Raw genomic sequence first — 25,830 nt, forward strand, 5'->3', positions numbered from 1 at the left:
AGATGGCCGGATCCCGCTCGTGCGTATGGTGTGCGGACGAACGTAGGGGGCGCTCCCACTTGTGAAGGTGCGCCCTTTCACGGCGTCCCCCTGTTTCCGGGGCGACGCGGTGCGTCGCAGCCGCCCCACGGCTGCTCCCGCCGCGTGCCGCGCACACTGGATCTCCGGCCGGGAATCCGGCCCCGACGAGGGAGAACGTGATGAGGGTGAGGTTCCCGGAGCGGACGTCCGGGAGGTTCCCGGCGCCGGCGTCGGGGCCGTCCCCCGCCGGGGGGCGGTGGCGCGTGCCCGGCGCGGTCGTCGCGGGCGCCTTCCCGGCCCTCGCCTTTCCGGCGCCGTCCCTGTGGTGGCTGGCCTACGCGGCCCTCGTCCCCTGGCTGCTGCTGGTCCGCTCGGCCGGCTCGCCGCGCCGGGCCGCGCGGGAGGCGTGGCTGGGCGGCGCCGGCTTCCTGCTCGCCGTCCATCATTGGCTGTTGCCCAGTCTCCATGTCTTCATCCTGGTGCTGGCGGCGCTGCTGGGGCTGCTGTGGGTGCCCTGGGGACTGCTGGTCCACCGGCTGCTGGGCGGCCGTCCGGGGCCCGGCCGGGTGGCGGCGGCCCTGGTCCTGGTGCCCGCGGGCTGGCTGCTGGCCGAACTCGTCCGCTCCTGGGAGTACCTGGGCGGCCCCTGGGGGCTGCTGGGCGCGAGCCAGTGGCAGGTTCCGCCGGCGCTGCGGCTGGCGTCCGTCGGGGGCGTCTGGCTCGTCGGCCTGCTGCTGGTGGCCGTCAACACCGCGCTCGCCGCGGTGCTCGCGCTGCCGCGCGCCCGGCTCGCCGGCCTGGCCGGGCTGACCGGCTGCGCCGCGGTCACCGCCGGGGTGTGGTGGTGGGCGCCGCAGCCCCGGGCGGCCGGGACGGCGCGGATCGCGGTCGTCCAGCCCGGCGTGATCGACGGTCCGGGCCGGCGCCTGGACCGCGAAGAGGCGCTCACCCGGACGCTGGCCGGCCGTGGCGTGGACCTGGTGGTGTGGGGCGAGAGCAGCGTCGGCACCGACCTCGGCGCCGACCCCGCGCCGCGCGCCCGGCTCGCGACGCTGTCCCGTACGGTCGGCGCCGACCTGCTCGTCAACGTGGACGCGCGCCGCTCGGACCGGCCCGGCATCTTCAAGAGCTCGGTGCCGGTCGGCCCGGACGGCCCCACGGGCGACCGCTACGACAAGATGCGGCTGGTGCCCTTCGGCGAGTACGTGCCCGCCCGCTCGCTGCTGGGCTGGGCCACCTCGGTGGGCAAGGCGGCGACCGAGGACCGCCGGCGCGGCGACCGGCAGGTCGTCATGACGCTGCCGTCCGGACACGGCGCGGGCCTGCGGATCGGCCCGCTGGTGTGCTTCGAGACCGCGTTCCCCGACATGAGCCGGCACCTGGCCGCCGACGGCGCCCGGGTGCTCGTCGCCCAGTCCTCGACCTCGTCGTTCCAGCACGGCTGGGCACCGGCCCAGCACGCGTCGCTGGCCGCGCTGCGGGCCGCCGAGACCTGGCGGCCGATGGTCCACGCCACGCTGACCGGGGTGAGCGCGGTGGCCGACGCGCACGGCCACCCGGTCGGCCGCCGGCTGGGCACCGACGCGTCGGCTGCGGCCGTGTACGACGTCCCGCTGGCGAGCGGCACCAGCCCCTACGTACGCGCCGGGGACTGGGCGGTGTACGCGGCCCTGGCCGCGCTGGCGCTGTACGGCGGCGTGACGGGCGTACGGGCCCGCGTCAGGCGCTCCGCTTCTCCACGGCGTTGACGATCCGCTCGCACAGCGCGTGGGTGCGCAGGGCGTCCTCGGCGTCCGGGATCCTTCCTTCGCGGACCGCGTCGAGGAACGCCGTGACGCACTGCTCGATGCCGCGCTGCCGGGCCACCGGCGTCCAGTCGCCGCGCCGGCGGACGGTCCGCGCCCCGTGGTGGTCGACGACCTCGGCGAGGTCACGGACCTCCCGTTTCCGGTCCTGCCCGGAGACCTCCAGGATCTCCTCGACGGATCCGCCGCGGCGGTTCATGACGCCGAGCGCCGTGAACCCGTCGCCCGCGAGCGTGAGCACGAGGTGCTCCAGCAGGCCGTCGACGACCCTGGCCCGCACGTCCACGTCCGTCACCGGGCCGGGGGCCAGGAAGCGGAGCGTGTCCGCGACGTGGATGAAGTCGTCGTAGACCATCGACCGGGCCTCCTCGGCCAGGTCCACCCGGTTCTTCTGCAGCACGATCAGGTCGCGCGGGTGGTCGAGGCAGGCCGCGTAGTCGGGCGCGTACCGGCGGTTGAAGCCGACGGCGAGCGGCACGCCGCGGTCCCGGGCCAGGCCGACCAGCCGCTCGCAGTCGGCGAGTTCGCGGGCGAGCGGCTTGTCCACGAAGACCGGCACGCCCGCCTCCAGGAGCCGGCCGACGATCTCCGGGTGGACGGCGGTGGGGGCGTGCACGAGCACGGCGTCCGGGCGGGCGGCGAGCAGCGCCTCCAGGTCGGCGTGGCGGTGCGCCTCCGGTATCCGGTGGGCGTCCCCGACGCGGGCCAGGGTGGCGGGGGTTCTGGTCTGGAGGTGCAGTTCCAGACCGGGCAGGGCGCCGAGCACCGGCAGGTACGCCTTCCGCGCGATGTCCCCGAGTCCGATACAGCCGATCTTCACGGATCCTCCTTGATGCGTGGATCCGTGCAGCATACGGGGGAGCCCCCCAGGAGCCCCGACGGCTGCCGGGACGCGGGCCTCCCCGGAAAAGGGTGTGCCGGTTTCCGCGTCCCGGGGCAGGATGACCGCCATGACCGAACCCCAGCGGCACAAGCCGCCCCACATCGCCGACGAGACCACGTCCCTCGAGGCGTTCCTCGACTTCCAGCGGGCGACCCTGGAGCACAAGTGCGCGGGCCTGGACGACGCGGGGCTGCGCACCGCCTCCGTGCCGCCGTCCCCGCTGACGCTGCTGGGGCTCGTCCGGCACATGGCGGACGTCGAACGCCACTGGTACCGCCGGGTGTTCGCGGGCGAGGACGCCCCGCCGCGGTTCTACAGCGACGAGGACGAGGACGGCGACTTCGAGTTCCCGGCGGACGCCACCTGGGAGGAGGCCCTCACCGCCTGGCGGGAGGAGGTGGCGGCGGCCCGCGCGGCGGTACGCGGCCGCTCCCTGGAGGAGACGAGCGCCGGCCGGCACCACAAGACGGGACAGCCGATCGGTCTGCGGTGGATCCACCTGCACATGATCGAGGAGTACGCGCGGCACAACGGTCACGCGGACCTCATCCGGGAGCGCGTCGACGGAGCGACCGGCTCGTGACGCCCGCCGGGGGCGCGCGGACCCGGTGACGGCTCGGCGTCACTCCTGAGGGGAATCCCCAACCGCCCCTTGTTCGGGCATGGTTGGGCGGATGTCCAGGATCCCCATGACCGCCGTGCTGATGGTGGCCGCGCTATCGGCCACCTCCGGCTGCGTCTCCCTGTCCGGCCACCACGCGTCCCGGCCCGCTCCCGCCCGGGCCGGCTGGGACCTGCGGCAGGAGCGCGACCGCGAGTCGCTGGCCAGGACCGGGCCGGAGCCGCGGGGGACGGACGGGCCCGGGGTGCCGGGCGTGCCGGGGCCTCCGGGGACGGGGACGCCAGGGGTGCCGGGGTTACCGACGATGCCGGTGCTCCCCGGTCTTCCGGGGGCGGGCATCCCGGGATCCGACGTGCTCGGCCCGCCGTTCGCGCCGTCCGCCGTCCCTCCGGCCGGGGCGGGCGCGGCGCGACGCGACGGGCCGTCGGCGCCGTACCGCGGTGGGCCGGACGCCCGGGGGCCCGCCGCTCCCCCGCCGTCCACCGGCGGCTCCGCCGCCGCCCCCGAGCACCGGCGTTCCTCGCCGAGCGCGAGCGACCGGGCGGACGACCGGCACTCCGAGGCGCCCCCGCCGCCGGCCGCTCCACCGCCGTCCGAACACCACGCCCCGCCGTCCCCGCCCCGAGCGGACCCGCCCCCGGCCCGCCCCCAGCCCCGCCCCGAGCCGGAACGCCCCCGCCCGGCACCCGCGCCGGCCCCGGCACCCGAACAGCAGCACCCCGCGCCGCCGCCCCGCGGCCGCATGGGCACGTGCGCGATGGGCGAGCAGTACGGCCGGTGGCAGCCGGGCAGCGACGCGTCGCGCATCTGCCGTCAGGTGTACGGGGGTTGACGGCCTCTCGGGCCGGGCGGGGACGATCACCCGGCCGTGGACGGTCACACGTCACGCGGCTCGGGTCACGGGTCACGGGGCTCGTCGAGCCTCCCCGGCCCGGCGGCGGCCCGGCTCGGCCTTCCTCGACCCAGCGATGGTGCGGTCCCGCCGCCTTTCGGCCCGTCGGCCGCCGGCCCGTCCGAGCCGCCGGCCCCGGCGGCGGCGCGCCTCGGCGGAGCCACAGGTTCGCGACTCGGCGAACCCGCGGGTCGGCGGGCCCGCCTTCCCGACGACGCTCGACGGTCGCGCGTCCTCGGCCACAGCCGCGCGGCCCGCCGGCCGCCCGCTTCGTCGGCCCCCGCTCCCGCGGCCCTCCCGCCTCAGTCCCCCGCGGCGTACCGCGCGGCGAGGGCCGTCGCCGCCGCGGCGACCGCCGCGCGCAGTTCGGGCGGTGCCAGCACCTCGGCCTCCGCGCCGAGGCCGAGCAGGTCGCAGACCGCGACCGGCAGGGATTCGACCGGGAGCGTGACCTCCGCCCACCCGTCCGCGGCCGCGGCCCCCGCTTCCGCCGCGGCCCGGGCGCCGGCGGCGCCGAACTTCGCCGGCAGCAGCCGGAGGACGCCCGGTGACACCCGCAGCCGGGCCTCGCCCTGGTAACGCATCCCCTCCAGGCGGCGGGAGGTCTCCGTCCAGACGGCCGCCAGGTCGAAGCCGGCCGGACGCTCGAAGCGGCCGGGCAGCGGCTCGACGGCGAGCACGCGCGAGACGCGGTAGGTGCGAGGGGTGCCCGTATCCACCTCATCCGCCCCATCCGCCCCCTCAGCCGTCACCGCGCGGGCGACCAGGTACCAGATGCCGCCCTTGAGGACGAGGCCCAACGGGTGCAGCTCCCGGTGCACTTCGCCCTTCCAGCGCCGGTAGTGCACCCGCAGGGCACGCTGCCGCCACACCGCGTCGGCGACGACCGCGAGGTGCGGCACGGGTTCGGCGTCGCGGAACCAGCCGGGCGCGTCCAGGTGGAAGCGCTCCGCGACGCGCCGCGCCCGCTCCCCCATGCCGGTGGGGAGGGCGGCCTCCAGCTTGAGGCGGGCCGCGGCGAGGTCGGCGCCCAGGCCGAGTTCGGCGGCGGCGCCGGGCACGGTGGCGAGGGCGAGGCTGCCCGCCTCGTCCTCGGTGAGGCCGGTGAGGCGGGTGCGGTAACCGTCGAGCAGCCGGTAGCCGCCCGCCGGACCGCGGTCGGCGAGGACCGGGACGCCGGAGGCGCTCAGCGCCTCGACGTCCCGGTAGACGGTACGGACCGAGACCTCCAGCTCCGCCGCCAGTTCGGGGGCGGTCATCCGGCCCCGGTTCTGGAGCAGGAGGAGCAGGGAGAGGAGGCGGTCTGCACGCATTCCGGCATGCTCCCACCATCGGTTCCCGTGCCTGACATGCGGTGGCTGTCGTGCTGTCGCAGACCGCGGTGCCCGCGTCGGCACGTCGCCGCCGGGCTGTCGCCTGACCACCGTCGCGGCGCTCCGCATCACCCTCGCCCGAGAACCCCGGCCGGCCGAGTCCGGCGAAGCCCAGGGGCCTTCAAGGACGGCCGTACCGGTTCCCGGCCCGGCCCGCCAGGGATCGGGAAGCCGAAACGGAGGGCGCCTGTACAGCCGCTCGGACGGGGAGAGCCCGGCCCGGCGCCGTCAGCCGAGGGCGTCGAGCAGCTCGCGCTCGCGCTGCGCACTGAGGCCCGCACGCCTTTCCCGGTCCAGCCCCTGCTCGCGTTCCCAGCTCAGCGTGTCGGCCAGCGTCTCCGCCGGAGGCCGGTGACGCAGCCCCGCGGCGCGCGCCGAGGACCCGTCCCGGGCCGACCACCCTTCCCAGCCCGGCTCGACCAGCCACATCGCCAGCGATTCGGGCCCCATGTACTGGGCCACGCCGTTGGCGAGCAGCCACGCCGGTTCGGCGGTGACCACCGGACCGGTGTGCCCGCCGGCCGCGCGGGACAACTCGGTCCACTCTGCGAACGGAACGACCGGCCCGACGGCGTCGTACGTGCCGGTCGTTCCCGTCTCCGCGGAGTCGAGCAGCCAGGAGGCGAGGTCCCGCACGTCGACCACCTGGGTGGGCAAGGCCGGTGTGTCGGGGACCAGCATCGGCCCCCGCGGATCGCGGGCGGCGCGGGCGGCCCAGTAACCGGAGCGCCCACTGTGATCGCCCGGGCCGCCGATGAGCCCGGCCCGGGCGATGAGGAGACGGTCGCCCACAGCCGCCGCCGACGCCTGCTCGCAGGCGACCTTCGCCTCGCCGTACATCGCGCGGTCGACCTCGCTCCGGTCGGTCGGGGCGAGCAGGGCCGCGGACTCGTCCGCCCCCGGCGTGGCGTGGGACGCGTAGGCGCTGACGGACGAGACGTACACCCAGTGCCCGGCCTTGCCGCCCAGCGCGTCGAGCGCGCCACGCACGAAGCCCGGCTGCCATGACACCTCGACGACCGCGTCCCATACACGGTCGAGCAGCGGCTCGTACGCCGACGGGTCGCGCCGGTCGGCCGCGACCAGTCTCGCCCCGTCCGCGACTTGTCCGCTCTCACCACGCGCGAGGCAGGTCACCCGATGGCCGCGTTCGATCGCCTGCCGTGACAGCTCCCGCGCCACCCATGCCGTTCCGCCCAGAACCAGGATCTCCATGCCGACACACAAGCACCGGCTTCATCACCCGGCCAGGGGGATTCGCTGACAGCAGATCGCCGGCTGTCAGACCGGCCTCAGCCCTTGGGCCATGGCGTCGGCCCGCCGAGGCATCCGAACGCCCGGATCCGTATGGAGGTTTGTGTCGGTGTCGTCCGCCGACCGTGCCCGGGAACGGGGCCAACTCTCCGCTGCCAACCTGACAGAAGGTGTCAGGTACGGGCAGGAAGCTGTACGGGAGCCGCCCGGGCCGTACGGGCGGCCGTCCGATCCGGGAGGAACCACCGCATGACCACGCACGCCGACTCCACGTTCACCTTCCTCGACTGGAAAGAGGACGAGCTCGGCCGGACGGAGGGCGGCACCCGCCTCGCCCGGGCGTACGTCCGCAACACGTACCGCGGCGCCGTCGAGGCGGCGGACACGCACTGCGCGTACACCATCGCCTACGCCCCGGACGGGACCGGCACCTTCTCCGGCTACCAGCTCCTCGAGGGCACGGTCGCGGGGCGGAAGGGCGGCTTCGCGGTGCGCGAGGAGGGCACCTTCGACGAACGGGGCACGGTGCGCTGCTCGTTCGAGGTGGTGCCCGGCTCGGGGAGCGGCGAGCTGACCGGCCTCACGGGCAGCGGCTCGTACACGGCGGAGCACGGCGTCAAGGCCGTGCCCTACCGGTTCGAGCACTCCCTCGGCCTCGGCTGAACACCGCCGGGCGACGGGGGCCGGCCCTCCACCGGCCCCCACCAGCCCCGGCCCCCGCCCCGTCAGACCTCCAGATCCGGCACGCGCCAGTCGATCGGCTCGTGCCCCTGGGCCGCGACGGCCTCGTTGATCTGGGTGAAGGGGCGGCTGCCGAAGAACCGCTTGGCCGACAGCGGCGACGGGTGGGCGCCCTTGACGACGGCGTGCCGCGACTCGTCGATCAACGGGAGCTTCTTCTGGGCGTAGTTGCCCCACAGCACGAAGACCGCCGGGTCGGGCCGCGAGACGACGGCGCGGATCACGGCGTCGGTGAACTTCTCCCAGCCCTTGCCCTTGTGGGAGTTGGGCTCGCCGCCGCGCACCGTCAGCACCGCGTTGAGCAGCAGGACGCCCTGCCGGGCCCAGGGCATGAGGTAGCCGTTGTCGGGCACGTCGTAGCCGAGCTCCTCGCGCATCTCCTTGTAGATGTTGCGCAGGGAGGGCGGCGTCTTGACGCCCGGGCGCACGGAGAAGCACAGGCCGTGGCCCTGGCCGGCGCCGTGGTAGGGGTCCTGGCCCAGGATGAGGACCTTGACCTGGTCGTAGGGGGTGGCGTCCAGGGCGGCGAAGACCTCGCCGCGCGGCGGGTACACCGGCGCCTTCGCCCGCTCGTCCTCGACGAAGTCGGTCAGCTCCTTGAAGTAGGGCTTCTCCAGCTCCTCGCCGAGGACTGCGCGCCAGGACTCGGGCAGTACGTCGGTGACCGTCACTTCAGCAACCTCCGGGGTCGGTTCTCGATCTCGTCCAAGAACTTACCGGTGACCACTGACAACGCCCGCCGCGCGGGGTCCGGGGCCCTCGCGGACCCCGGTCCCCACCGCTCAGAGCGCGGCGTTGAGGAACAGGCCCCCGTCGAGGACGAGCGTCTGCCCGGTGATCCAGGCCGCCGCGTCGGACAGCAGGAACGCCACCGCGCCCGCCACGTCCTCGGGGGCGCCGAGCCGGCCGAGCCGGTAGCCGGCGGTGGCCTCCTCCTCGCGCCCCTCGTAGAGGGCGGCGGCGAACTTCGTCTTCACCACGGCGGGCGCGACGGTGTTGACGCGGACGCCGGGGGCCATCTCGTGGGCGAGCTGGAGGGTGAGGTTGGCCATGGCGGCCTTGCTCATGCCGTAGGCGCCGACGAAGGGGGACGCGGAGAGGCCGGTGATGGAACCGATGTTGACGATCGCCCCGCCGTTCTCCTTCTGCCACGCCCGCCACGTCTGCTGGGCGAAGCCGAGGGCGGAGACGACGTTGGTCTCGTAGACCTTGCGGGCGACGCCGAGGTCGGTCTCGGTGATCGGACCGAACACCGGGTTCGTTCCGGCGTTGTTGACGAGGTGGTCGACGCGGCCGAAGGTCTCCATGGCGCGTTCGACGGCGGCGGCCTGGTGGGCCTCGTCGTGCGCCTTGCCGGGCACGCCGAGCGCCCGGTCCTCGCCCAGCCGGCCGACGGCCTCCGCCAGGGCGGTGGCGTCGCGGCCGGTGATGACGACGCGGTCGCCGCGGGCGACCAGGGCCTCGGCGATGGCGTACCCGATGCCGCGGCTCGCCCCGGTGACGAGCGTCACCTTCCCGCCGGCAGGGCCGCGGGTGTCCTGGGTGGTCATGGCTGCGCGTCCCCGTTCAGTCGAGCGGCCCGCCGGCCACGTACAGCACCTGGCCGGAGACGAAGCCGGCGTTCTCGCCGGCGAAGAAGGCGATGGCGTGGGCGACGTCGTCCGGCTGCCCCACCCGTCCCACGGGGATCTCGCCGGCCGCCGCGGCCTGGAGGTCCTCGAACCCGATGCCGATCCGGGCGGCGGTGCCGGCTGTCATGTCGGTGGCGATGAACCCGGGGGCGACGGCGTTGACGGTGACGCCGAACTTGCCGAGCTCCTTGGCGAGGGTCTTGGTGAAGCCCTGCAGACCGGCCTTGGCGGCCGAGTAGTTGGCCTGGCCCCGGTTGCCGAGGGCGGAGCTGCTGGAGAGGTTGACGATCCGGCCCCAGCCGGCGTCGACCATGTGCTTCTGGCAGGCGCGCGCCATCAGGAACGCGCCCCGCAGGTGCACGTTCATGACGGTGTCCCAGTCGTCCTCGCTCATTTTGAACAGCAGGTTGTCGCGGAGCACCCCGGCGTTGTTGACGAGCACGGTCGGCGCGCCGAGTTCGGCGGCCACGCGGGTGACGGCGGCCGCGACCTGGTCCGCGTCGGAGACGTCGCAGCCGACGGCGAGGGCCTCGCCGCCGGCCCGGGTGATCTGTTCGACGGTGTCCGCGCAGGCCGCCTCGTCGAGGTCGAGGACGGCGACCGCGCGGCCTTCCACGGCGAGGCGCAGGGCTGTCGCGGCGCCGATGCCGCGGGCGGCGCCCGTGACGACGGCCACCCGCCGTTCGCTGGTCAACATGGGGACTCTCCTCACCTCGGGCGGCGTCCCCGGCCGGTGCGAGCGGGCCGGGCGGCCCCTCGGACGGTGGGTGAGCAACCGCTCAGTAGCTTCGGCCGATCAGACGCTAGAAGCCCCGCCACCCGCTGTCAACGCCCCGGCGGGCGGCCCCGGCTCACCGGACCAGCAGGTCGAGCAGCCGCTCCGGCTCCCCGCTCGGGTCGAGCGTCAGCCCGGTGTGGACCGGGCCCGGCTGGACGACCGTGCTGCGCGGCGCGATCAGCCAGCGGAAGCGGCGTCCGGCGTCGTCGCAGGCGGCCTGCCCGGCCCGCTCGCCACCGGCGCAGACGCCCTCGACGGCGCGGAGCGCGGCCCGCACCCCGGCGACGTCCGCCGCGGGGTCGAGCGCGAGCAGCCGGGCCTCGTCGAGGTGGACGCGGGCCTCGACGAACGACCGCGCCTGGCAGTAGACGACGACGCCCGCGTTGATCTGCTCCCCGCGCTCGACGCGCGGCACGACCCGCAGCAGCGCGTACTCGAAGACGTCCCGCTCCTTGACGTCCTTCGTCCTGACGTCCTTCATACGGTCCGTCACTTCCCGGCCTTCCTGTGGTCCAGCCTGACCCGCACCCATTCGGGCGCCTGCGAGGGCTTGTCGGCGCTGCGTTCGCCGAGCGTGATCCGGTCACCGATGCCGGCCGCCCGGGCGAGCAGCACCTCGACGTAGGCCCGGCGCACCGCGTCCGGCCCGTCGAAGCCCGGTTCGTCCTCCAGCCAGACGTCGGGGACGGCGGCGACGACCTCGGTCAGCAGCTCCTCGGTGACGCGCGGGGCGAGCTCGGCCGTCGCGGCGGCGAGGTCGGGGGCGAAGGTGGCCAGGACGTGGTCCGAGGCGTCGTACCCCTTCTCCGCGGCGGCGCCGGCGGAGGGCCAGTTGTGGTGCCAGATCATGGTGGCGCCGTGGTCGATCAGCCACAGGGCGCCGTGCCAGACCAGCAGGTTGGGGTTGCGCCAGGACCGGTCGACGTTGCCCACCAGGGCGTCGAACCACACCACGCGCCCGGCCTCGGCGGCGTCCGTCTCGAAGGCCAGCGGGTCGAAGCCGAGCGCGCCGGGCAGGAAGTCCATCCCCAGGTTCAGGCCGCCGCTCGACTTCAGCAGCGCCTGCACCTCCTGGTCCGGCTCCCCCCGCCCGATCACCGGGTCGATCCGCACACCGACCAGGTCGGGCACCCGCAGCCCGAGCGCGCGGGCGAGCCGCCCGCACACCACCTCGGCCACGAGCGTCTTGCGCCCCTGGCCCGCCCCGGTGAACTTGACGACGTACGTCCCGAGATCGTCGGCCTCGACGATGCCCGGGAGCGAACCACCCTCACGCAAGGGCGCGACATAGCGGGTCGCGGTGACTTCTGGCAGCATTATCCCAGGCTCCGCAGCTCTTTTACCTTACAATCCATGACCCACTCCAACGGGTGCTCTTCGGGGAGGCACCCGGCAATCAGCCTTGGGGAGAATATGGGGAGTTTCGGCTGACCTGTCACTCCCCTCCCCTCCCGAACAGCCCGTCGATGGCGGTGCGGCCCTTACTTCCGGCCTCCGGCATGAAGTGAGCATAGTAACCAAGCGTGACGGCCGGCGACGAGTGACCAAGCCAGCGCGCCAAAGTCACCACCGATTCCCCCGCCTCCAGCATGATCGAGGCGTAAGTGTGCCTCAGCACGTGGAACCCGTCCTTCGGAGCCGCCTCCCACTGCCACTGCTTCGCCTCCTTAGGGCGCGGAGGAATGATGCCCGCCTTGGCCAGCGCCGGCTTCCAGGTGTAGGTGTTCCACGTGTTGACGGCCACAGCGTTGCCGAATCGCGTGGTGAGGAGAAGGGAGTACTTTCTGCGCTGCCTGTCGGCCTCAGGCCTCCCCCACGGCAGCTCTACCTCCACCGGAGGGCACTCCTCGACATGCCGCTTCAACTCCGCAGCCACGGACGGAGGCATGTCGACAATCCGCGTCTTCGCCCCCTTCGGCAGGGCAAAGTACAATCTCCCGCCGACCGACTGAACTTGCCGACGGACGTGAAGAACCCCCCTCGCATGGTCGATGTCCTCGGGGCTCAGCCCGAACACCTCTCCTTGACGTAGCCCACACCCCAGGCCGAGCACGACGGCTATCCGGTTCCGCGAATTGATCACGTCCCGGACTCGGAGCGCCGTCTCCAACGACCACGCCTCTCGACGCTCCCGCGGCGCCTTGGGCCACCTCACAGACTTCGCATGCATGGGATTCCTGGCGAGCCGCTTGTCGTCAACGGCCGCCTCCAGGATGCTCGATAGCTCGGACAGGATGCCGCGCCGGTAATCGACCGAGGAGACAGTGGCGTCCAATCTCGCGACGTAGGCGCGTAGCTCGGCGGCCGTGATGCTTCTGAGAGGCAGCTCGCCGAGGTACGGCACGATGTGCAGTCGCGCCCTCCGCTCCTGGTTCTGCTGCGTCTTCGGAGCTCCTCCCCTGCCCGGCGCCCAGTGCATCGCGATGTAGTCGGCCAGCGTGATGGATCCGTCGCGCGGGTCCACGAATTCCCCGCGCTCCTCGTCGGTGGCTGCGCGACGAAGCCACGCCTTGGCATCCTCCAAGGTCTCGAAGGAACGATCCCGAACCCCTGGTATGCCGGCGACCTTGTATCGCTTGCCCTTGCCGTATCGGGCCGTTCTTTCCCTCTTGCCCGTTACCGGGTCCTTCTTCTTTTTAATCCAGCGATCTTCTATGTATCCGGCCAATCTTTTTCTCCTGATTCGAGGGGGAAGGTGGGGCGCTCTACGGCGTCCGGCGGGTCAGGTTCTGGTTATGTAGCCAGACCGACGCTGAAGAGCGGCGTCGCTGAGCGGGCTCAGGGCTTCGTTGGAACGGGAATCCGCCTGTTCTTGGTCATGGACCCAGGCATCCAAAGCTTCCCTCCGGTACATGACGCGACCGCGCGGCCCCATGCGGAAGCTCGGCGGCCCCTGCCGCCGGTGCCGCCAGACGTAGAGCGTGTGGGGCGAAAGGCCGAGATACGCAGCGGCGTCTTTTACCGTCAGGAAAGCCGCGCGTGGAGCACAGGGAGGGAAGTCGGAAGCGGAAGGGATGGGCGGAAGTGCGGTACGGCGCATAGCGAATCTCTTCGGAGAGGTTGCCGGAGGCATATGGAAGTCCTACCGCTCACCACTCAGGTGTTTGTCACCTAGCGCCTGGCGGACAGCACGTGGGAGCAAGAACAGCAGGCAACAGCGCCAAGCACACTTCTCAGGAACGCGCGGCGCGGCCCACTGTGTCCGCTCGACTCCACCGCCAAGCACAGCCGATGCGAACGACATCGATGATCCGGAAGATTCCCGATTTCGCTAACCGGGGATCGTCGCCTATAAAGCGCTCAGCGTACTCCGGACTGGAGCCCCAGCCCTAGCCACAGAGGATCGGCGTCCCAGAGCACGCCTCAGACCGTCATCGGCTAGACGGTCAAGACTCCAAACGCTGATGAGGGTAAGTAATCCCGTTAAGCAGTTCCACACCACGGCTTTCTCCCCACCCTCCTCCAATTCGGCGGTCTTCGAGGGGACGCTATACGTTGACATGCCAGCAGGATGACGTCGAGTCCTCTTGCCGACGTTCTCTTCTGCCGACGGCGAACCCTCCCGAAAAGCGGTTCCAGGCAGCTGACGTGGAATTTCGGTGCTCCTGGGAAGAGCCAGGGCCTTTTTCCGGCGTCCATCGGCCAGTTCGACTGGGACGGCGGAGCTGGCACCACGACCTACGCCGATTCACAATCCAGCTCGTCGGCATCCTGCTCACCACGACCGGGACGTCCACTCTGGATTCGGCACGAGCCATCCACGATTTCTGGACCACGCTCTACCAGGCCATCGACGGCTGATCTGCCAACCCGGTCGAGGCAGTCCGGCAGAAGGCCTCGGCCAGGCTTCGGCCCTCGGTACCTCCACGTTCTGCGCTCAGCTGCATGACCGTAGAAGCCCGGGTGGAAGGCACGTGGCCGCCGACAGCCACGGTGGCGCGGGGGACGAAGTGGTTCTTCGCCTCCGCCCGCCACACCGGCTACAGCCGGCGCATCATCCTCGCCTTCCACCACGTCCCAGGCGACGCCTACGAAGACGAAGCCGCCGTCGCCGTGCGCTCCTTCACCGCGCTCGCCGGCCGGCTGCCGGGGTGCATGGGCGTGCTCTACGACGGCGCCTTCCGCGGCACCCACCGCGACACCCTCGCCCGCCAGGGCCTGCTGGTGATCAACAAGCAGCACGGCTCCGCCCACCCCCGCGCCTACGAGCTCCTGCGCTTTGCCCGCTGCCGCCATGAGCTGTGGTGCGACCAGGGACGCGTCGCCGAACGCCTCCTCCTCAACGACGGCACCACCCACCTCCTACCGGTCCCCATCCTCCGCCTGGAACACCGCAGGGGTAAGACGAAAAGCCGCTGGTACCACCTGCTGCGCATCCCCTGCCGCAACGGAGTCCACAACCACCGCGTCCCGGTCGGCATCACCACCACCCCCACCGACCGCATCGCCGCCGACCCAGCCACTGGCCGGCGCCCGCCCAGTGATACCGAGCGCGGCTTCCACCGCGCCGAACACCTCCAGCACATCCCCCAGAACACCCTCGCCCACCAACAGCTCTACCCCTACCGCAGCGACACCGAATCCCTCCACCAACAACTCGACTCCAGCCTCTGGAACCGCCGCATGGTCTCCTACGGCCTCGCCCGCCAGAAAGTCTTCATCCTCGGCTTCGCCCTCGCCCACAACGCCACCAGCCACCACCTCCACCACGCAAACCACCCCACCCCACAAAACACCTTGTAGACCGAGGGCATGGGCCAGGGCCGGGCCGTTCAGGAGGAGCACACGGTTGCACGGATGCCGGAAACGCCATCCTCAGCGCGCTCTCACCGGCGCCTGCGCTGCTATGGGCCTCCTCGACCGCCCAAAAGCCGGTGACACGTTCTTACCCGCCGAAGGGCGGTATGCCGTTGGACGCCGGGTGATCGTCACAGACAAGACGTCCGGTAAGAACGATCTCCGCCCCGAGTTCACGGCATGCCACGCCCTCCTCGACGCCGACGACACCCTGGCGGTCCCCGCCCTTGACCGCTACGGCCGCTCCCTCCAGGGGTCCAGAGGTAAGCTCGAAGGCCGCCAGTAGTTGATCTTGGGGTTGGAGTCGACTTCGTCCGGGCTCGGCGTGGATCGGCCCGAGAAGTTGAGGCGCGGGAGTCCCTGCGGCGGGGTTCGCCTACCTCGTGGAGCCTTCGAGCTGGGCGAGGATGCGGCTGGCCCGCAGTGCGCAGGGGCGGAGTGAGCCAACCAACCCTCTACGGGAGGTACGTATCGCCTACGGCCGTGATCAAGCCCCGGAGTTCAGGAAGCCACCGGCCTCAAGCTCTGCGAATAAGGTCACCCGCAAAGATGTCAACGCTGCGGATAAACCTGCCGGCCTTCACACGTGAGAGCGGTTTGGTGGACAAGGTGTTCGCGGAGTTGCCTGTGGTCCACCGTGTGGCGGGAACGCCCGTTTGCGTGTGTCGTCGAATTTCGTATAGGTGAAACCTTTCATCAGACTGATGTTATTGCGCGATGGCCGATCGGGAGGTATTTCTGTTCTGCGTCACCTGGAGGGCTTCCTGGAAGTCGTGGGGCCGTCGCTGTTCTTCCAGCCGCATACGGTGCGACCCCACGGCTTTTCTCGCACACGCGAAATCCCATCTACCAATAGGAGCCACACGTGTCTCTGGTGCGTATTCGGTCGGCCGTTCTCGCTCTCGCTGTGGCGGGGGCGCTGTCTGCCTGCCCGGCCATCCCGGCGGCGGCGGACGACGGCCCCGACGGCCTGCGTGTCCCCGCGCAGATCACCTACCCGGCACCGGGCAAGCTGACCCAGGAGCACAAGGTGAGCGACACCTACCAGTACGACCCCAAGTCATCCAGCTCCAGCGGCTCCTCGTCAGCGACCTCCTCCGGTTCCTCGGGAAGCACCTCCCAGTCGGAACCCGGCGCCGTGACCAACCTCAAGGACACCGCGAACTCCGCTGTCCAGTCCATCACCGCCGGCGCCGGAGCCACCGCCAACTCCGCCCTGCAATAGCCCCGCACAGCCTGGGCCGGCCACCCGCCACCGCGGTCGTACCGGCGCGGACACCGCTACCCGCCGCTCGACCCCGGAGCCGCCCCCTCACCCAGACAGACAGTCCGTCAGGCTGCCCGTGGCTGCACCGTGCCTCCCCGCACTCGTCGTCATGCCCTGAAACCACCTCGCCCGGCTGGAGAAATATGAACACCCCCGTCCTCAGGCGCGTCCTCACCGCCTTCGCCGCGCTCGCACTCACCACCGGCACAACAGTCATCGCCGCCCCGCCATCTGCTTACGCGGCCAAACCAAAAAGCTGCCGCCAGCTGGCACAAGAGGCCGAAAAGGCCTTGAACTTGGCCATCATCAAACCCAACGAGGAACGAATCGGTCGGGCCGGCTCTGCCATAGCGCAAGGAATGGCAGGGTGCGAGGGCGACTTCAAAAACGCACTGTGCATTGCGTACGGTTTCGCGCATCAAGCCTTTATGGCGGAGGATAATCCCGAAACGGCAAAAGAGAGACTCCAAGAGGCGCATTACTTCGTGCGCAAGGTGATCGACGGGGACGGGTATCCCGACCCTCGCGCATGCCGCGCAAGTGATGAGTCGGACTGATGCGACAGAAGTGGGCGCCCGGATTCGGCCTCTCCGCGAGGCTGAATCCGGGCACACGCCCTTTATACCGGTTTTGCGGTCATGGAAGGCGCGGGTGACGCGAACACCTTCCGGGAACAAACCAGGCAGTGGGTGACCTTCCCTGACCCTTCCACCCCACGCTCTGTCCAGGTCACTCAACCCGGGCCGGAGCCTTATTCCAGCCGTGAAGGAGCGTCACCCTCCTCGACCGCACACACGCCACACGGGAATGACCGCGGGCGAGTGAGAGTGGACAGGCCCGCTGCTGCAGGCGTTCGAACGACAGACGGCCCTCCTCCCACACCACGACCTCGCCGTCGACGAGCGTCCCTCGGGGAAAGTCGCGCCGCACGGCCGCGACGAGCTCCGGGAACGCGCGCCCCAAGGAGGCGCCCCTCCTCGAGACCATCTGTACGGAGCCGTCGTCCAGCACAGCGGTCATACACCGGTATCCGTCCCACTTGACCTCGTAGTGGCCGGTGGAAGGGAGCGAGGCGACGGGCTTGACCAGCATCGGCTTGGGATCACCGACAGCCGGCCCCTTCGGCCCGCTCGGCCGCCGGGGCCTGCGGCCCGTACAGCCGCACCCAGTCCGCCAGCGGAGCACGGTGCCCGGTCAGCTCGGCCCGGGAAGGAAGCGGCGGTGCCGGCACACGGCATAGCGAGGTCCACCGGTCGACGGCCGAGGGACTGCCGTCCTCGATGCCACGCTGGGGCTCCCACACGTACTCGTCGCGGTCAAGAACGACGTGAACCGGTGGCGGCTGCGACGCCCCTTGGCGACCGGTATCCCACACAACCGGCTGTGCCCACGCCGGGTCCTGGCAGTCCAGTGCGTGACGGCGCGCGGTGGACAGGTCGTGGCGCGCGGCCTAGAGGACCGGCATTTCCCGGGCCGTCAGCTCACCAGCACAGCGGTACGACGCCTGATCAGCGGGGGTCAGCATGTGCGGTAGTAGAGGACAGGGGGCATGGCGGCGGGCTCCTGGCGGTGGCGGTCTCCGGGTTCAACGACGACGCGCGCTACCGGGGACGGCCTCAGCCGACCCTGCGGTACTTGGGGTCCGGTCAAGGTGAACTTTGCCGCCTACGAAGCACTCACCGCTCCGCAGCCGGGGGCCAGCACCGCCGCCCTGCGTCGCCGCCTCCCGCGGCTGTCCGTCGAGATCCAAATGGCATCCGCATTGGTCTTCCGGCCCCGGTGCCTCGTCGGCGGGCCGAGTGGAGCTTCGCCGGCTGGCCCGCGCGTCCGTCGCCGGCGAGGTGAGCCTGCTGAGCTCGTGACCGCATGTCCACGCGAGACCCGACCGAGGTAGAGGTGGACGTGAGCGCGCGCGAGCCGACGGCGGCGCGACTGGTGGGCGTCACCGGCTCCGGCAAGACCCCGCTCGCCCGCGTCCTCGCCGGCCGGGGTAGGGTCCGGCCGCCCGTGGACGAGGAAGTCCACCGCCTCCACGGCGTCGACCACCCCGAGCTCGCCGAGCACCTGGCCGCCGGGGACGACGTCGTCCTCAACCACGGCCTGTGGCTCCACGCCGACCGCAACCGGCGGGAGGACGCCGTACTCGCGCACGCCGACTGAAAGCATCCGCGATCCACAGTAGTGGCTCATTTCTTCCCACTGGCTAGCAAAAAAGCATAGTTAGCCAGGTAAGCTACATAGAGGACTTCCTTTTTTCTCCGGTCGCGTCCCGGTACGAGAGGCAGAACTTTATAATATGTTTCGTAAGATGCTGTCTCCAAAATGGACCCGGCCTTTGTCCCCTTACACGAATCCAGTGCCCCCCGTAGTGCTGCCTCATAGGCTTTCCCTAATTGCTGTTCTAGAAGCGGTAGGTGGTGTTCCCAGAGGGCATCCCCTCGGTTACTGCTGAAGTGATTCTCTCGGATGAGGGCCAAGTCGTATTCCTTCTTGGCTTTTTGCGCCTGCTCGCGGCAGCCAGTGTCGGCATGAGCAGGTGTCGGGACGGTGAGCGTCATTGCGCCGACGGTGAGCGTGAGCGCAGCGAAGGCGGTCGCAAAGCGGGTGGGCCTTCCAAGATTCATTTTTCTCCCGCAGGCTGGAGTCGTTTGCGCGCCTCGTGGAATCCACGGGAAGCGCATGGATTTTCTGAAGAGCCGCCCCGCATCATTTGGGGTCGACGGTCGAGAAGGTAGAGCAATACAGAAATACCCGCCGACCGGCCATCACGCAATAGCATCAGCCGGCGAAAGGTTTCACCCATACGAAGCCCGGCAGCACGGGCAAACAAGCGTTCCCGCCGTACGGCGGAGAACGCGCCACTTCACAACCACCCGGTCAGTCAAACCACCCTCATGTGCAGGCCCCGGCAGGTTTAACCGACACGTCGACACCTGTGCGAGCGAACATTGCCGTGAGCCTTCACCCCCAGCTTCACGGCGGACGCCCCCTAAACGCCCCCGGCGTTCCGCCGGGGGCGTCCGCGACCGGAACGGAACCACAGCCATGGCCGAACGACAGTATGGCTACGCCAAGTACAAGATCGAAGGCTGGCGCTGCGCGACCTGCCGCCGGAGCGTCAGCCGCTACAACTACCGGCGGCATATCGCCGTCGTGAACGGCACTTGGCGGCCCCTGGACGGACGCCGAACCAGTACGCGAGCTCGTACAGCGCCTCCTGGCCCAGGGCCTGAGCGAGTGTGCCGTTGCCAACGCGGCCAGCGTGAAACGCAGTCGAGTCCGCGCCCGCACCGCCCGCGTCGGCAGATCCCGCCACGGAATACCAGTCCGCTGCCGGAACAAGATCCCGTTGATCATCCTGCGGTGGCACATCCACCGCCCGCCCCGTCCCGCGTTCTTCGGCAGTGCGGCTCAAGCCGGGCCCACTCCCGATCCGGTAGATCACCTCGCCCCACGTTAGCTGGAACGACACCAGCACGGCATGGCCACTCGATCCGTCGTACACGCCTTAGGAATCCAGTGAAGATGTTGGGCTGTTTTGGCCCTGGATCATGCGGTGCGGGGCCAGAGTTGTAGGCATGATGGGACGGCCGCCCAGGCGTCCGGTCGGGCCTGATGTGTGGGCCACGTGCCGGGACGCACCGCCTACCTCGCCGACCGCCACGTCCTGGCCGACCGCCGCCTGCGCCACACCTGGATGTTCCACACCTCCGGCCGCCCCACCGCCCTCGACGTCCGCGCCGGGACCCTGCGCACCTGGCTCCTCGACCGGTTCACCACGGTCACCACACGCCTGGAAGACCATGCCGCGCGGGTCGGCAGAACCAGCGCCCGCTACCTGATCACGGGCGACGCCCTCGCCGGGACCTGCACCGTCGGCGTCTACGCCACCCTGATCTGGCTGACCTCCACCGGCCGCGTCCCGCTCGCCGCGGCCGGCACCGCCGTCATCGCCGTCCAGACCAGCCAGCGCCTGCTCACCCAGCTCGTCACCGGCGTCAACGGCGCCTACAAGAGCGGCCTCTACCTCAATGCCAGCTCAGAGGTGGTTTGCTGGCTGGTGCGGCGGCTGGCGAGGGCCAGGGCAGTGGTCTTCTCGACGGGCTGGGCGAGGAGGTCTCGCCGTCGGCGACGGCGGTGCGGGTGGGGCCGGCTGGCAAGGGTGCGGGTGAGCGGTGTCGCGTGCGGTCGGCGGGCCGCAGGCCGTTGCGGCTGCGGCCCGCCGAACTCACCACTCGATACGGACGGCGCCCTTGCAGCCCGGCGTGCCGTTCTGCCCCTTCTGGCCCTTTGCGCCATTCCCCCCGTCGTAGGCCACCTGGTTATCCTTCGACCGGCCACTTGCGCCCTGGCCGCCGTAACCGCCGTTGCCGCCGCCGGCGCCATTGCCGCCGTTGCCACCGCAGCCGTAGATACTGCCGTGTACGCCGGGCGCTCCGTGACCGCCGTTGCCGCGGTCGCCGCCCCGGAAGGACATGCCGCCGTAGCCTCCGTCTCGACCGTCGCCACCAGGGTCGCCGGGCTTGCCGTCGCCCCCGCTCTTGCCCGGCGTGCCGCTCACGAGCTTGATCGGAGCGCCGATGCACTTCATGCCCTGCTCGGTCGGACCGCCGCCCGTGCCGCCCTTGCCCGGTCCCGCTGGCGCGCCGCCCTCGCCGGGGTGGCCCTTGCTGGTCTCGCCGTTGTAGCCGCCCTCACCGCCTCCGCCCCCTGGAGCGGCCTGCGCCGCGCCGCCCGGGGCTCCTCCCGGAGCTACGACGTAGGAGACATAGCCGCGCTTGTGCATGTAGAGAGCGACTTCCGTCTTGTGGAACAGGGGCCTGTCGGTGGCGGGGCCGGCCTGGGGGCTGGACGCGCCGGCCGAGCCGTTGGTGCCACCGCCGAAGGTGGAACCCTTCGCCTTGCCCTCGCCGCCGCCGGACCCTCCCTGGCTGCCGACGCCGGGCTGCGACGGAGAGAGTCCGCCGACAGGCGTGTTGTCCACGTCGACCGTCAGGGACGTGCCCTTGGACCCGACCGTGATCTTGCACTGCACAAAGGTGCCCGCGCCTCCACCACCGCCGCCTCCGCCACCGCTGCCGCCGGCTCCAGCGCCGCCACCGCCACCACCGGCGGTGCCGCCGGCCTTCGCGCCGCCTCCGCCACCACCCCCTCCGCCACCGCCCGCACCGCCACTTCCGGCACCGCCACCGCCCCAGGCCGAGATGGTGAGCTCGGTGACACCCTCAGGGACCTTGAATGTATTGCTCCTGGTGAAGAGGCGGTTGCCGTGTGGCTTCTGCGCGGCCTGCGCGGGCGCAGTCAGCGCCCCGGCCAGCAGGCTCGTCACGGCAAGACCCGTCCCCACCCATACCGCCGAGCGTGCGCTCAGCGGCTGTTCACAGTACGGCACACCAAATTCCTTACGTTCGTGGATGTTGTTCTCGCGGCGGCTACTGCGCCCTCAGGGGGCCCGTCTGTGGACGGTTCACCATTCGATGAGGACGGCGCCGTCGCAGGCCAGTGCCTGTTGGCGGGTCTGTCCCCTAGGGCCGGGTGAGCCGTGCTTTCTGGGCTGGTGGTGTTCGGTCCTGCCGCTCTGGCCGTGGCCATCTGTGCCCACGTAGCCGCCATGGCTCCGGCAGCCGTTGCCGCCACTGCCGTCGGATCCCGGGGCCGGTGCCCCGCCGGGTCTTCGTCGGCTACGGACGCCCGGGGCCCCGTTCACGGGCTTGTGCGGGATTCTCGGCGGTGCTGCTTCCGTCGGGCGACCTGGGCGGGCGGCACGGTGGGCAGCCGGTGCGACCGCCCGGGGTGTCGATCCGTGAGGGGGCCGAGGTGAGGAACCGCCCGGTGGGCCTGACCAACGCTGGCGCGCGTGTCGCTCTGCGACAAGTGCAGGCCGCGGAGCGGCCAAGGCTCGCAGGACCGGCGCTGACGCTTACCCGGATCACACGGCCGATGAGGAGAAGTCGGTCACGGCAATGAGCGGTTACCCCTTCACCAAGAGATCGTGGCCCATCCTGGTTCACCTCGGTCGAACCAGCCATAAGAGGAGCTACCACCCCGGCCCGCCTTTCCCTTCACCGGGTGGTCCTGCGCGGTCTGCGCGAAATCGCCACCACCGCCTCCAGAACCGCCCATGCCGCCTTCACCGGCGTCGCGGGGATGTGCTCCCGAAGGGAGGCCGCCCTTTGTTGTGTGCCCGTTGAGACCGGGTGTGCTGGTGCCGCTGGCACCACCGGTGCACTGACCTGAGCCACCGCTTCCACCCGCCCCGTCAACTCCATGGAAGCCATCCCTACCGACTCCTCCGCTGTGAAAGACGCCCGGGTCGCGGCCTGCGCCTCCTTCCTGCCCTCCTTTACCTCCTTGTCCGCCCTGACCGCTTCCGGCGGTGGCCACGATGCCACGGCCGGGCACGGTCAGCGTGGCGGTGCCACCGTCACCACCGTCCTGGCCGTCGCTTCCCTTACTGCCCGCGCGCCCCGGTGCGGAGCCCGCAGCACCACCGTCGCCGCCTCCGCCACCTGCACTCCAGAGGTCGGCGGTGATGGAGGAAACGCCCTCGGGCACGGTGAAGGTCGATGTCCCCGGGAAGAACATCTTGATGTGGCTGGGCACGGCCTGGGCGTCACGCGCGATGGGAACGGCAAGAGCCAGGGCGGCCAGCACCCCGGGCGCCCGGTCGGTGTTAGCGCGTGTCACGACATCTCCCACTTCGATGAGACAGCCCGGAAGGGCCGGACGGATGTGGACAAGAGCGCTGCGGGTTGCCTGGGCGCGTCGCGCCGTCCCGGGCTCGTGACCACCGCTGGTGCGGCGTGCGGGCCCGGGACGGCGCTGTGCTACTTCGCAGCAGCGTAGACGGTGGCCCCGGCGCCGGAGTGACTGACTGGGCAGCGGATTTGGCGGTGTCCTTCGGGTGGTTACCGGGCCTGGCTCCGGCTCGGGCATCGAGCGCACCTTCGGCTGGTTGCCACTGCCCGCCCCGCGCCCGTCCGGCTACCTGATTTGCTGCACGTGCTCACAGCTCTTCCGGTCGTACAGCCCACGCTGCCGTGCCCACTTGTACGTGTCATTGCCGTCGCCGCAGACGACGTCCCCCCCCGCGTTCTTGTATACGGTGACAGTGTCGTTGCCCTCCTTGGCGTCGATGTCGCCGCTGCCACCAAGGCCGGCTCCCGTGCCCTCCTTGCCCTTGCCTCCCTGTGCGGTGATCTCGTCGTCGCCCGGCGTTCCTGTCACCTTGCTGCGCACCATGCCAGCCCCGCCGTGTCCGCCCTTGCTGCCGGTGCCGCCGTTGCCGCCGGTGATGGAGATGGTGACGCCATCCGGTGATGACCCACCCTCAATCCTGGCCCCGTATTCAACGCCGTAGTTACCTGACCCGTCTCCGCCGCGAAGTCCGCTCGTGTTCGAACCTCCGGCTCCTCCGTTACCGCCGTGGACGTCGAGGGAACTGTGCTTGTCCTTGCCCACGACCATCTGTCCGCCGGCCATGCCCCCGCCCCCGATACCGGCGTGGCCTGGCTCGAGCTCGCTCTTAGCTGAGCCGCCGTTGCCGCCGTTGCCGCCCTGCACCGTGATGATGTTGACGCCCGACCCCCCGTCCACATATCCGCCCCACATGCCGTTGCCGCCATCGCCGCCGTCTCCGGCAGCCGCGCCGACGCCCCCCTTGTAGATGCCTTCCCCGCCGGTGCCGCCGCTTCCTCCGATGATGGTGATGATGTCGTTGCCGGCCCCGCCGAGTACACGTCCGCCTTGAACGGCGCTTTCTCCCTTGCCGCCATGTTGCCAGGTCGCGCCGGGGGCGCCGTTGCGTCCCCTGATGACGATGACGTCGTCTCCATCGCCACCGTCGACGGTGCCGGCGACGGTGCCGGTGATCTCAATGGTGTCGTTGCCGCTGGTGCCGGTGAGGGTCTGCCCCTTGGGTACTCCGTTGGTGCAGGTGATGTGGGAACCGCTGCGCGTGCACCCCGCGGGGTCGGCCGCGTACGCGGTCTGGGGCGCGATGGCCAGGTGGGCCGTGACGAACGTCAGCGCGGTCACCGCGAGAGCAGTGCGGCGCGCGGCGGCACGCCGACTCGTGTGTGTCGTCATGAGGGTGATTCTTTCCGTTTCTGTCATAGCGGGATGGAAAGGTCTGTACCTTCGGCATCGGAACCGGGCGCCGGGCAGGGAGTGACGGGCGGCCCGGATCCGTGGTCGCCGACGAGCCGGAAAGGTGATCCAACAGGTGGCGCCGGACGGCGGTTTCATGTGCCGCCACGGCCCGCGGCTGAAAGACTCCCGGCTCCGGCCTGCCCTTGGTGCGGGTCAGGCCGTCTTGTCCCGGCGGACGCTGGGTCGGCTGAGGTGATGCTGGTGCCGAGGAGGTCACTGAGGACGGCGGCCGGCAGGTCTGCGGCGGGGGCGAGGAGCGCGGTTTTGCAGCAGGGGTGGGTCAGCAGTCCGTGCCGTCGCCATTTTGCAGCCAAGGGGGTCGGGGCAGCGGTGAGTTCCGGCGGTATAGCCGGGAAAGACCACGCGGTGCGCTCGGTGGTGCGGCCGATGGCGGAAGCGTGCTGAGCGCGCTCGGCCTGCCGTCGAAGGGGCCGGTGGATGGCCGGGGGCAAGGCGGTGGAACGGTCGCCGATCACCAGCTGGGGTCATAGCTGGCCAGGGCCGGCAGCTGCGCCGGCCCCGACCGTCGTGCCTACTTCAGGGCCGAGTCGGCCGTGCCGGAGGCGCCGGAAGCGACCGTGGAGACCACGGCGTTGGCGGTGTCCTTGACCTGGCTCACCGGACCCGGCTCAGGCGCGGCCGGGGCCGGGGAGGAGCTGCCGCCGGCAGAAGAGCTGGAGGAGTCGCTCGAGGAGCCCGACGCCTTGGGGTCGTACTGGTAGGTGCTCGTCACCTTGCGCTCCTGGGTGATCTTCCCCGGGGCGGGGAAGGTGATCTGAACGGGCAGACGCGCGGGACCGTTGTCCCCGGGATCCGCGGCCAGGGCGACGGACGCCTGGCCCAAGGTGATCATCGACGCGGCGACGGCCACCAGGGCGGCCGCGATGCGGTTGCGGGCACAGAACATGAGTCTTCGCTCCTCTTGAACGGGGGGGTATGCGACGTCGAGATCGCAGATCACAGGGAGAAAGTGCCGGGCCGGAAAGGTGGCGGCTGGACACCAGAAAGCGGTGCGGCACCGCAAATTGCTACCGGCGCCTTCCATGACCGGTCAAATCGTCGGATCAGACGACTGCGAACGCGCGTGCTGTCTCGCGACATGCCGGGTAAGTACGTTCTAAACCAGGCAAGCTCCACAGCTCACCGGCCGGGCGGCACGGCGGTGCATCACCCCCTTTATGCAGGCAAACCCACCCGTGGGGCAGCCGGGCGGTGGCGTGCGACCGAAGGGTGCCGACCGCGGCACCCGGTCAGGTGACGCCCGTCCACACCTCGTGCCGCCTCCACCCACTGGGAGGCAGCGCGCGGCCTGCCCGATGCGCTGCCGATCGCCTCATCGCAGCCCAGTCGAGGCGCGCGCCAGCCGCCGGGAGATGGGCCGGGGCGGTGTCCCATCCCGCAGCCCGTCCAGCGAAAAGATGCCACTGGGAAGCTGCACGAAGTCGCGGGCGTCCGGTTGACGTTCGGTGGTCTGGGTCGGGCGGTTCTTCGGCGGAATGGGCTGTGAGGGCGTCGTGGCGCTAGGTGTATTGATCACGAGCGTTGTTGACACTCGCGGGTCTTGATTACGACGAAGACCTCCGGTGTGGTGGAGGTGTCGAGTCTTCACCGCACG

The 25,830-nt window shown here is 71.0% G+C and carries 24 protein-coding genes and 1 pseudogene; 9 read left to right on the forward strand and 16 right to left on the reverse strand.

All coding sequences use genetic code 11. The annotated features are described in order from the left end of the window. Positions 1 to 200 precede the first annotated feature (200 nt). A complete protein-coding gene (gene lnt / locus ACH4PU_RS33260; RefSeq protein ID WP_398280699.1) occupies positions 201 to 1,769 on the forward strand; it encodes an apolipoprotein N-acyltransferase in 1,569 nt (522 codons plus the stop codon). On the opposite strand, the gene ACH4PU_RS33265 is transcribed toward lnt, so the two are convergent. Beyond that, a complete protein-coding gene (locus ACH4PU_RS33265) occupies positions 1,741 to 2,646 on the reverse strand; it encodes a Gfo/Idh/MocA family protein (protein WP_398280702.1) in 906 nt (301 codons plus the stop codon). The genes lnt and ACH4PU_RS33265 overlap by 29 nt on opposite strands. A 130-nt stretch (positions 2,647 to 2,776) precedes the next feature. On the opposite strand from ACH4PU_RS33265, the gene ACH4PU_RS33270 reads away from it, so the two are divergent. After that, positions 2,777 to 3,292: a DinB family protein gene (locus tag ACH4PU_RS33270; protein ID WP_398280705.1), complete on the forward strand. Its 516-nt coding sequence runs from the start codon at positions 2,777 to 2,779 to the stop codon at positions 3,290 to 3,292. 91 nt (positions 3,293 to 3,383) lie between these two features. Then, a complete protein-coding gene (locus ACH4PU_RS33275) occupies positions 3,384 to 4,163 on the forward strand; it encodes a hypothetical protein (protein ID WP_398280708.1) in 780 nt (259 codons plus the stop codon). A gap of 362 nt (positions 4,164 to 4,525) precedes the next feature. Here ACH4PU_RS33275 and ACH4PU_RS33280 read toward each other — a convergent pair whose 3' ends face one another. Both ACH4PU_RS33280 and ACH4PU_RS33285 read right to left on the reverse strand, forming a co-directional pair. After that, positions 4,526 to 5,536, reverse strand: a complete 1,011-nt coding sequence (locus ACH4PU_RS33280) for a helix-turn-helix transcriptional regulator (protein ID WP_398280711.1) — start codon at positions 5,534 to 5,536, stop codon at positions 4,526 to 4,528. A 288-nt stretch (positions 5,537 to 5,824) separates the two neighbouring features. Next, positions 5,825 to 6,811, reverse strand: coding sequence for an NAD-dependent epimerase/dehydratase family protein (locus ACH4PU_RS33285; RefSeq protein WP_398280714.1), 987 nt, complete (start codon positions 6,809 to 6,811; stop codon positions 5,825 to 5,827). 288 nt (positions 6,812 to 7,099) lie between these two features. Here ACH4PU_RS33285 and ACH4PU_RS33290 point away from each other — a divergent pair, with 288 nt between their 5' ends. Further along, the gene (locus ACH4PU_RS33290; RefSeq protein WP_398280717.1) at positions 7,100 to 7,513 is read left to right on the forward strand and encodes a DUF3224 domain-containing protein; all 414 of its coding nucleotides are present in this window, start codon (positions 7,100 to 7,102) and stop codon (positions 7,511 to 7,513) included. A gap of 62 nt (positions 7,514 to 7,575) precedes the next feature. On the opposite strand, the gene ACH4PU_RS33295 is transcribed toward ACH4PU_RS33290, so the two are convergent. From ACH4PU_RS33295 to ACH4PU_RS33325, 7 genes are all read right to left on the reverse strand, one after another. Then, positions 7,576 to 8,262 (reverse strand): uracil-DNA glycosylase, encoded by a 687-nt coding sequence (locus ACH4PU_RS33295; RefSeq protein ID WP_398280719.1) that lies wholly within the window; start codon positions 8,260 to 8,262, stop codon positions 7,576 to 7,578. Positions 8,263 to 8,373: 111 nt separating this feature from the next. After that, complete coding sequence (locus ACH4PU_RS33300; protein ID WP_398280722.1) at positions 8,374 to 9,141, reverse strand: SDR family oxidoreductase; 768 nt, start codon at positions 9,139 to 9,141, stop codon at positions 8,374 to 8,376. 16 nt (positions 9,142 to 9,157) lie between these two features. Further along, entirely contained in the window at positions 9,158 to 9,919 is a 762-nt protein-coding gene (fabG, locus tag ACH4PU_RS33305) for a 3-oxoacyl-ACP reductase FabG (RefSeq protein WP_398280725.1), read from the reverse strand. 154 nt (positions 9,920 to 10,073) lie between these two features. Beyond that, on the reverse strand, positions 10,074 to 10,481 hold the full coding sequence (locus tag ACH4PU_RS33310) for a DUF3037 domain-containing protein (RefSeq protein ID WP_398280784.1): 408 nt from the start codon (positions 10,479 to 10,481) through the stop codon (positions 10,074 to 10,076). Positions 10,482 to 10,489: 8 nt separating this feature from the next. Continuing rightward, positions 10,490 to 11,317 (reverse strand): HipA family kinase, encoded by an 828-nt coding sequence (locus ACH4PU_RS33315; RefSeq protein WP_398280728.1) that lies wholly within the window; start codon positions 11,315 to 11,317, stop codon positions 10,490 to 10,492. A gap of 118 nt (positions 11,318 to 11,435) precedes the next feature. After that, positions 11,436 to 12,668 carry a tyrosine-type recombinase/integrase gene (locus ACH4PU_RS33320; RefSeq protein WP_398280731.1) on the reverse strand — a complete coding sequence of 411 codons (1,233 nt, stop codon included), beginning with the start codon at positions 12,666 to 12,668 and terminating at the stop codon, positions 11,436 to 11,438. Positions 12,669 to 12,722: 54 nt separating this feature from the next. Beyond that, entirely contained in the window at positions 12,723 to 13,073 is a 351-nt protein-coding gene (locus tag ACH4PU_RS33325) for a helix-turn-helix transcriptional regulator (RefSeq protein WP_398280734.1), read from the reverse strand. Between the two features lie 812 nt (positions 13,074 to 13,885). Here ACH4PU_RS33325 and ACH4PU_RS33330 point away from each other — a divergent pair. From ACH4PU_RS33330 to ACH4PU_RS33345, 4 genes are all read left to right on the forward strand, one after another. After that, positions 13,886 to 14,743 carry a hypothetical protein gene (locus ACH4PU_RS33330; protein ID WP_398280737.1) on the forward strand — a complete coding sequence of 286 codons (858 nt, stop codon included), beginning with the start codon at positions 13,886 to 13,888 and terminating at the stop codon, positions 14,741 to 14,743. Between the two features lie 178 nt (positions 14,744 to 14,921). Continuing rightward, positions 14,922 to 15,083: a recombinase family protein gene (locus tag ACH4PU_RS33335; RefSeq protein WP_398280740.1), complete on the forward strand. Its 162-nt coding sequence runs from the start codon at positions 14,922 to 14,924 to the stop codon at positions 15,081 to 15,083. A 579-nt stretch (positions 15,084 to 15,662) separates the two neighbouring features. Continuing rightward, positions 15,663 to 16,022, forward strand: coding sequence for a hypothetical protein (locus tag ACH4PU_RS33340; RefSeq protein ID WP_398280743.1), 360 nt, complete (start codon positions 15,663 to 15,665; stop codon positions 16,020 to 16,022). Between the two features lie 185 nt (positions 16,023 to 16,207). Continuing rightward, a complete protein-coding gene (locus ACH4PU_RS33345) occupies positions 16,208 to 16,621 on the forward strand; it encodes a hypothetical protein (protein WP_398280746.1) in 414 nt (137 codons plus the stop codon). A gap of 172 nt (positions 16,622 to 16,793) precedes the next feature. Here ACH4PU_RS33345 and ACH4PU_RS33350 read toward each other — a convergent pair whose 3' ends face one another. Beyond that, positions 16,794 to 17,156, reverse strand: a complete 363-nt coding sequence (locus ACH4PU_RS33350; protein ID WP_398280749.1) for a hypothetical protein — start codon at positions 17,154 to 17,156, stop codon at positions 16,794 to 16,796. 774 nt (positions 17,157 to 17,930) lie between these two features. Between ACH4PU_RS33350 and ACH4PU_RS33355 the strand changes: the two genes are divergently transcribed. Further along, positions 17,931 to 18,224 (forward strand): hypothetical protein, encoded by a 294-nt coding sequence (locus ACH4PU_RS33355; protein ID WP_398280752.1) that lies wholly within the window; start codon positions 17,931 to 17,933, stop codon positions 18,222 to 18,224. Between the two features lie 26 nt (positions 18,225 to 18,250). Here the strand turns inward: ACH4PU_RS33355 and ACH4PU_RS33360 are convergent, their stop codons facing one another. The 5 genes and pseudogenes from ACH4PU_RS33360 to ACH4PU_RS33380 all read right to left on the reverse strand — a co-directional run bounded on the left by ACH4PU_RS33360 (position 18,251) and on the right by ACH4PU_RS33380 (position 25,122). Further along, positions 18,251 to 18,622, reverse strand: a complete 372-nt coding sequence (locus ACH4PU_RS33360; protein WP_398280754.1) for a hypothetical protein — start codon at positions 18,620 to 18,622, stop codon at positions 18,251 to 18,253. A gap of 736 nt (positions 18,623 to 19,358) precedes the next feature. Beyond that, positions 19,359 to 19,519, reverse strand: a pseudogene (locus tag ACH4PU_RS33365) (transposase); the annotation flags it as partial. A gap of 773 nt (positions 19,520 to 20,292) precedes the next feature. Next, positions 20,293 to 21,456: a hypothetical protein gene (locus tag ACH4PU_RS33370; RefSeq protein ID WP_398280757.1), complete on the reverse strand. Its 1,164-nt coding sequence runs from the start codon at positions 21,454 to 21,456 to the stop codon at positions 20,293 to 20,295. Between the two features lie 1,592 nt (positions 21,457 to 23,048). Then, positions 23,049 to 24,152 (reverse strand): hypothetical protein, encoded by a 1,104-nt coding sequence (locus tag ACH4PU_RS33375; RefSeq protein WP_398280760.1) that lies wholly within the window; start codon positions 24,150 to 24,152, stop codon positions 23,049 to 23,051. Between the two features lie 595 nt (positions 24,153 to 24,747). Then, a complete protein-coding gene (locus ACH4PU_RS33380; protein WP_398280763.1) occupies positions 24,748 to 25,122 on the reverse strand; it encodes a hypothetical protein in 375 nt (124 codons plus the stop codon). Positions 25,123 to 25,830 lie beyond the last annotated feature (708 nt).

Origin of the sequence: Streptomyces sp. NPDC021100 (assembly GCF_044333095.1) — a bacterium.
In the GTDB taxonomy this organism is placed as follows: Bacteria; Actinomycetota; Actinomycetes; order Streptomycetales; family Streptomycetaceae; genus Streptomyces.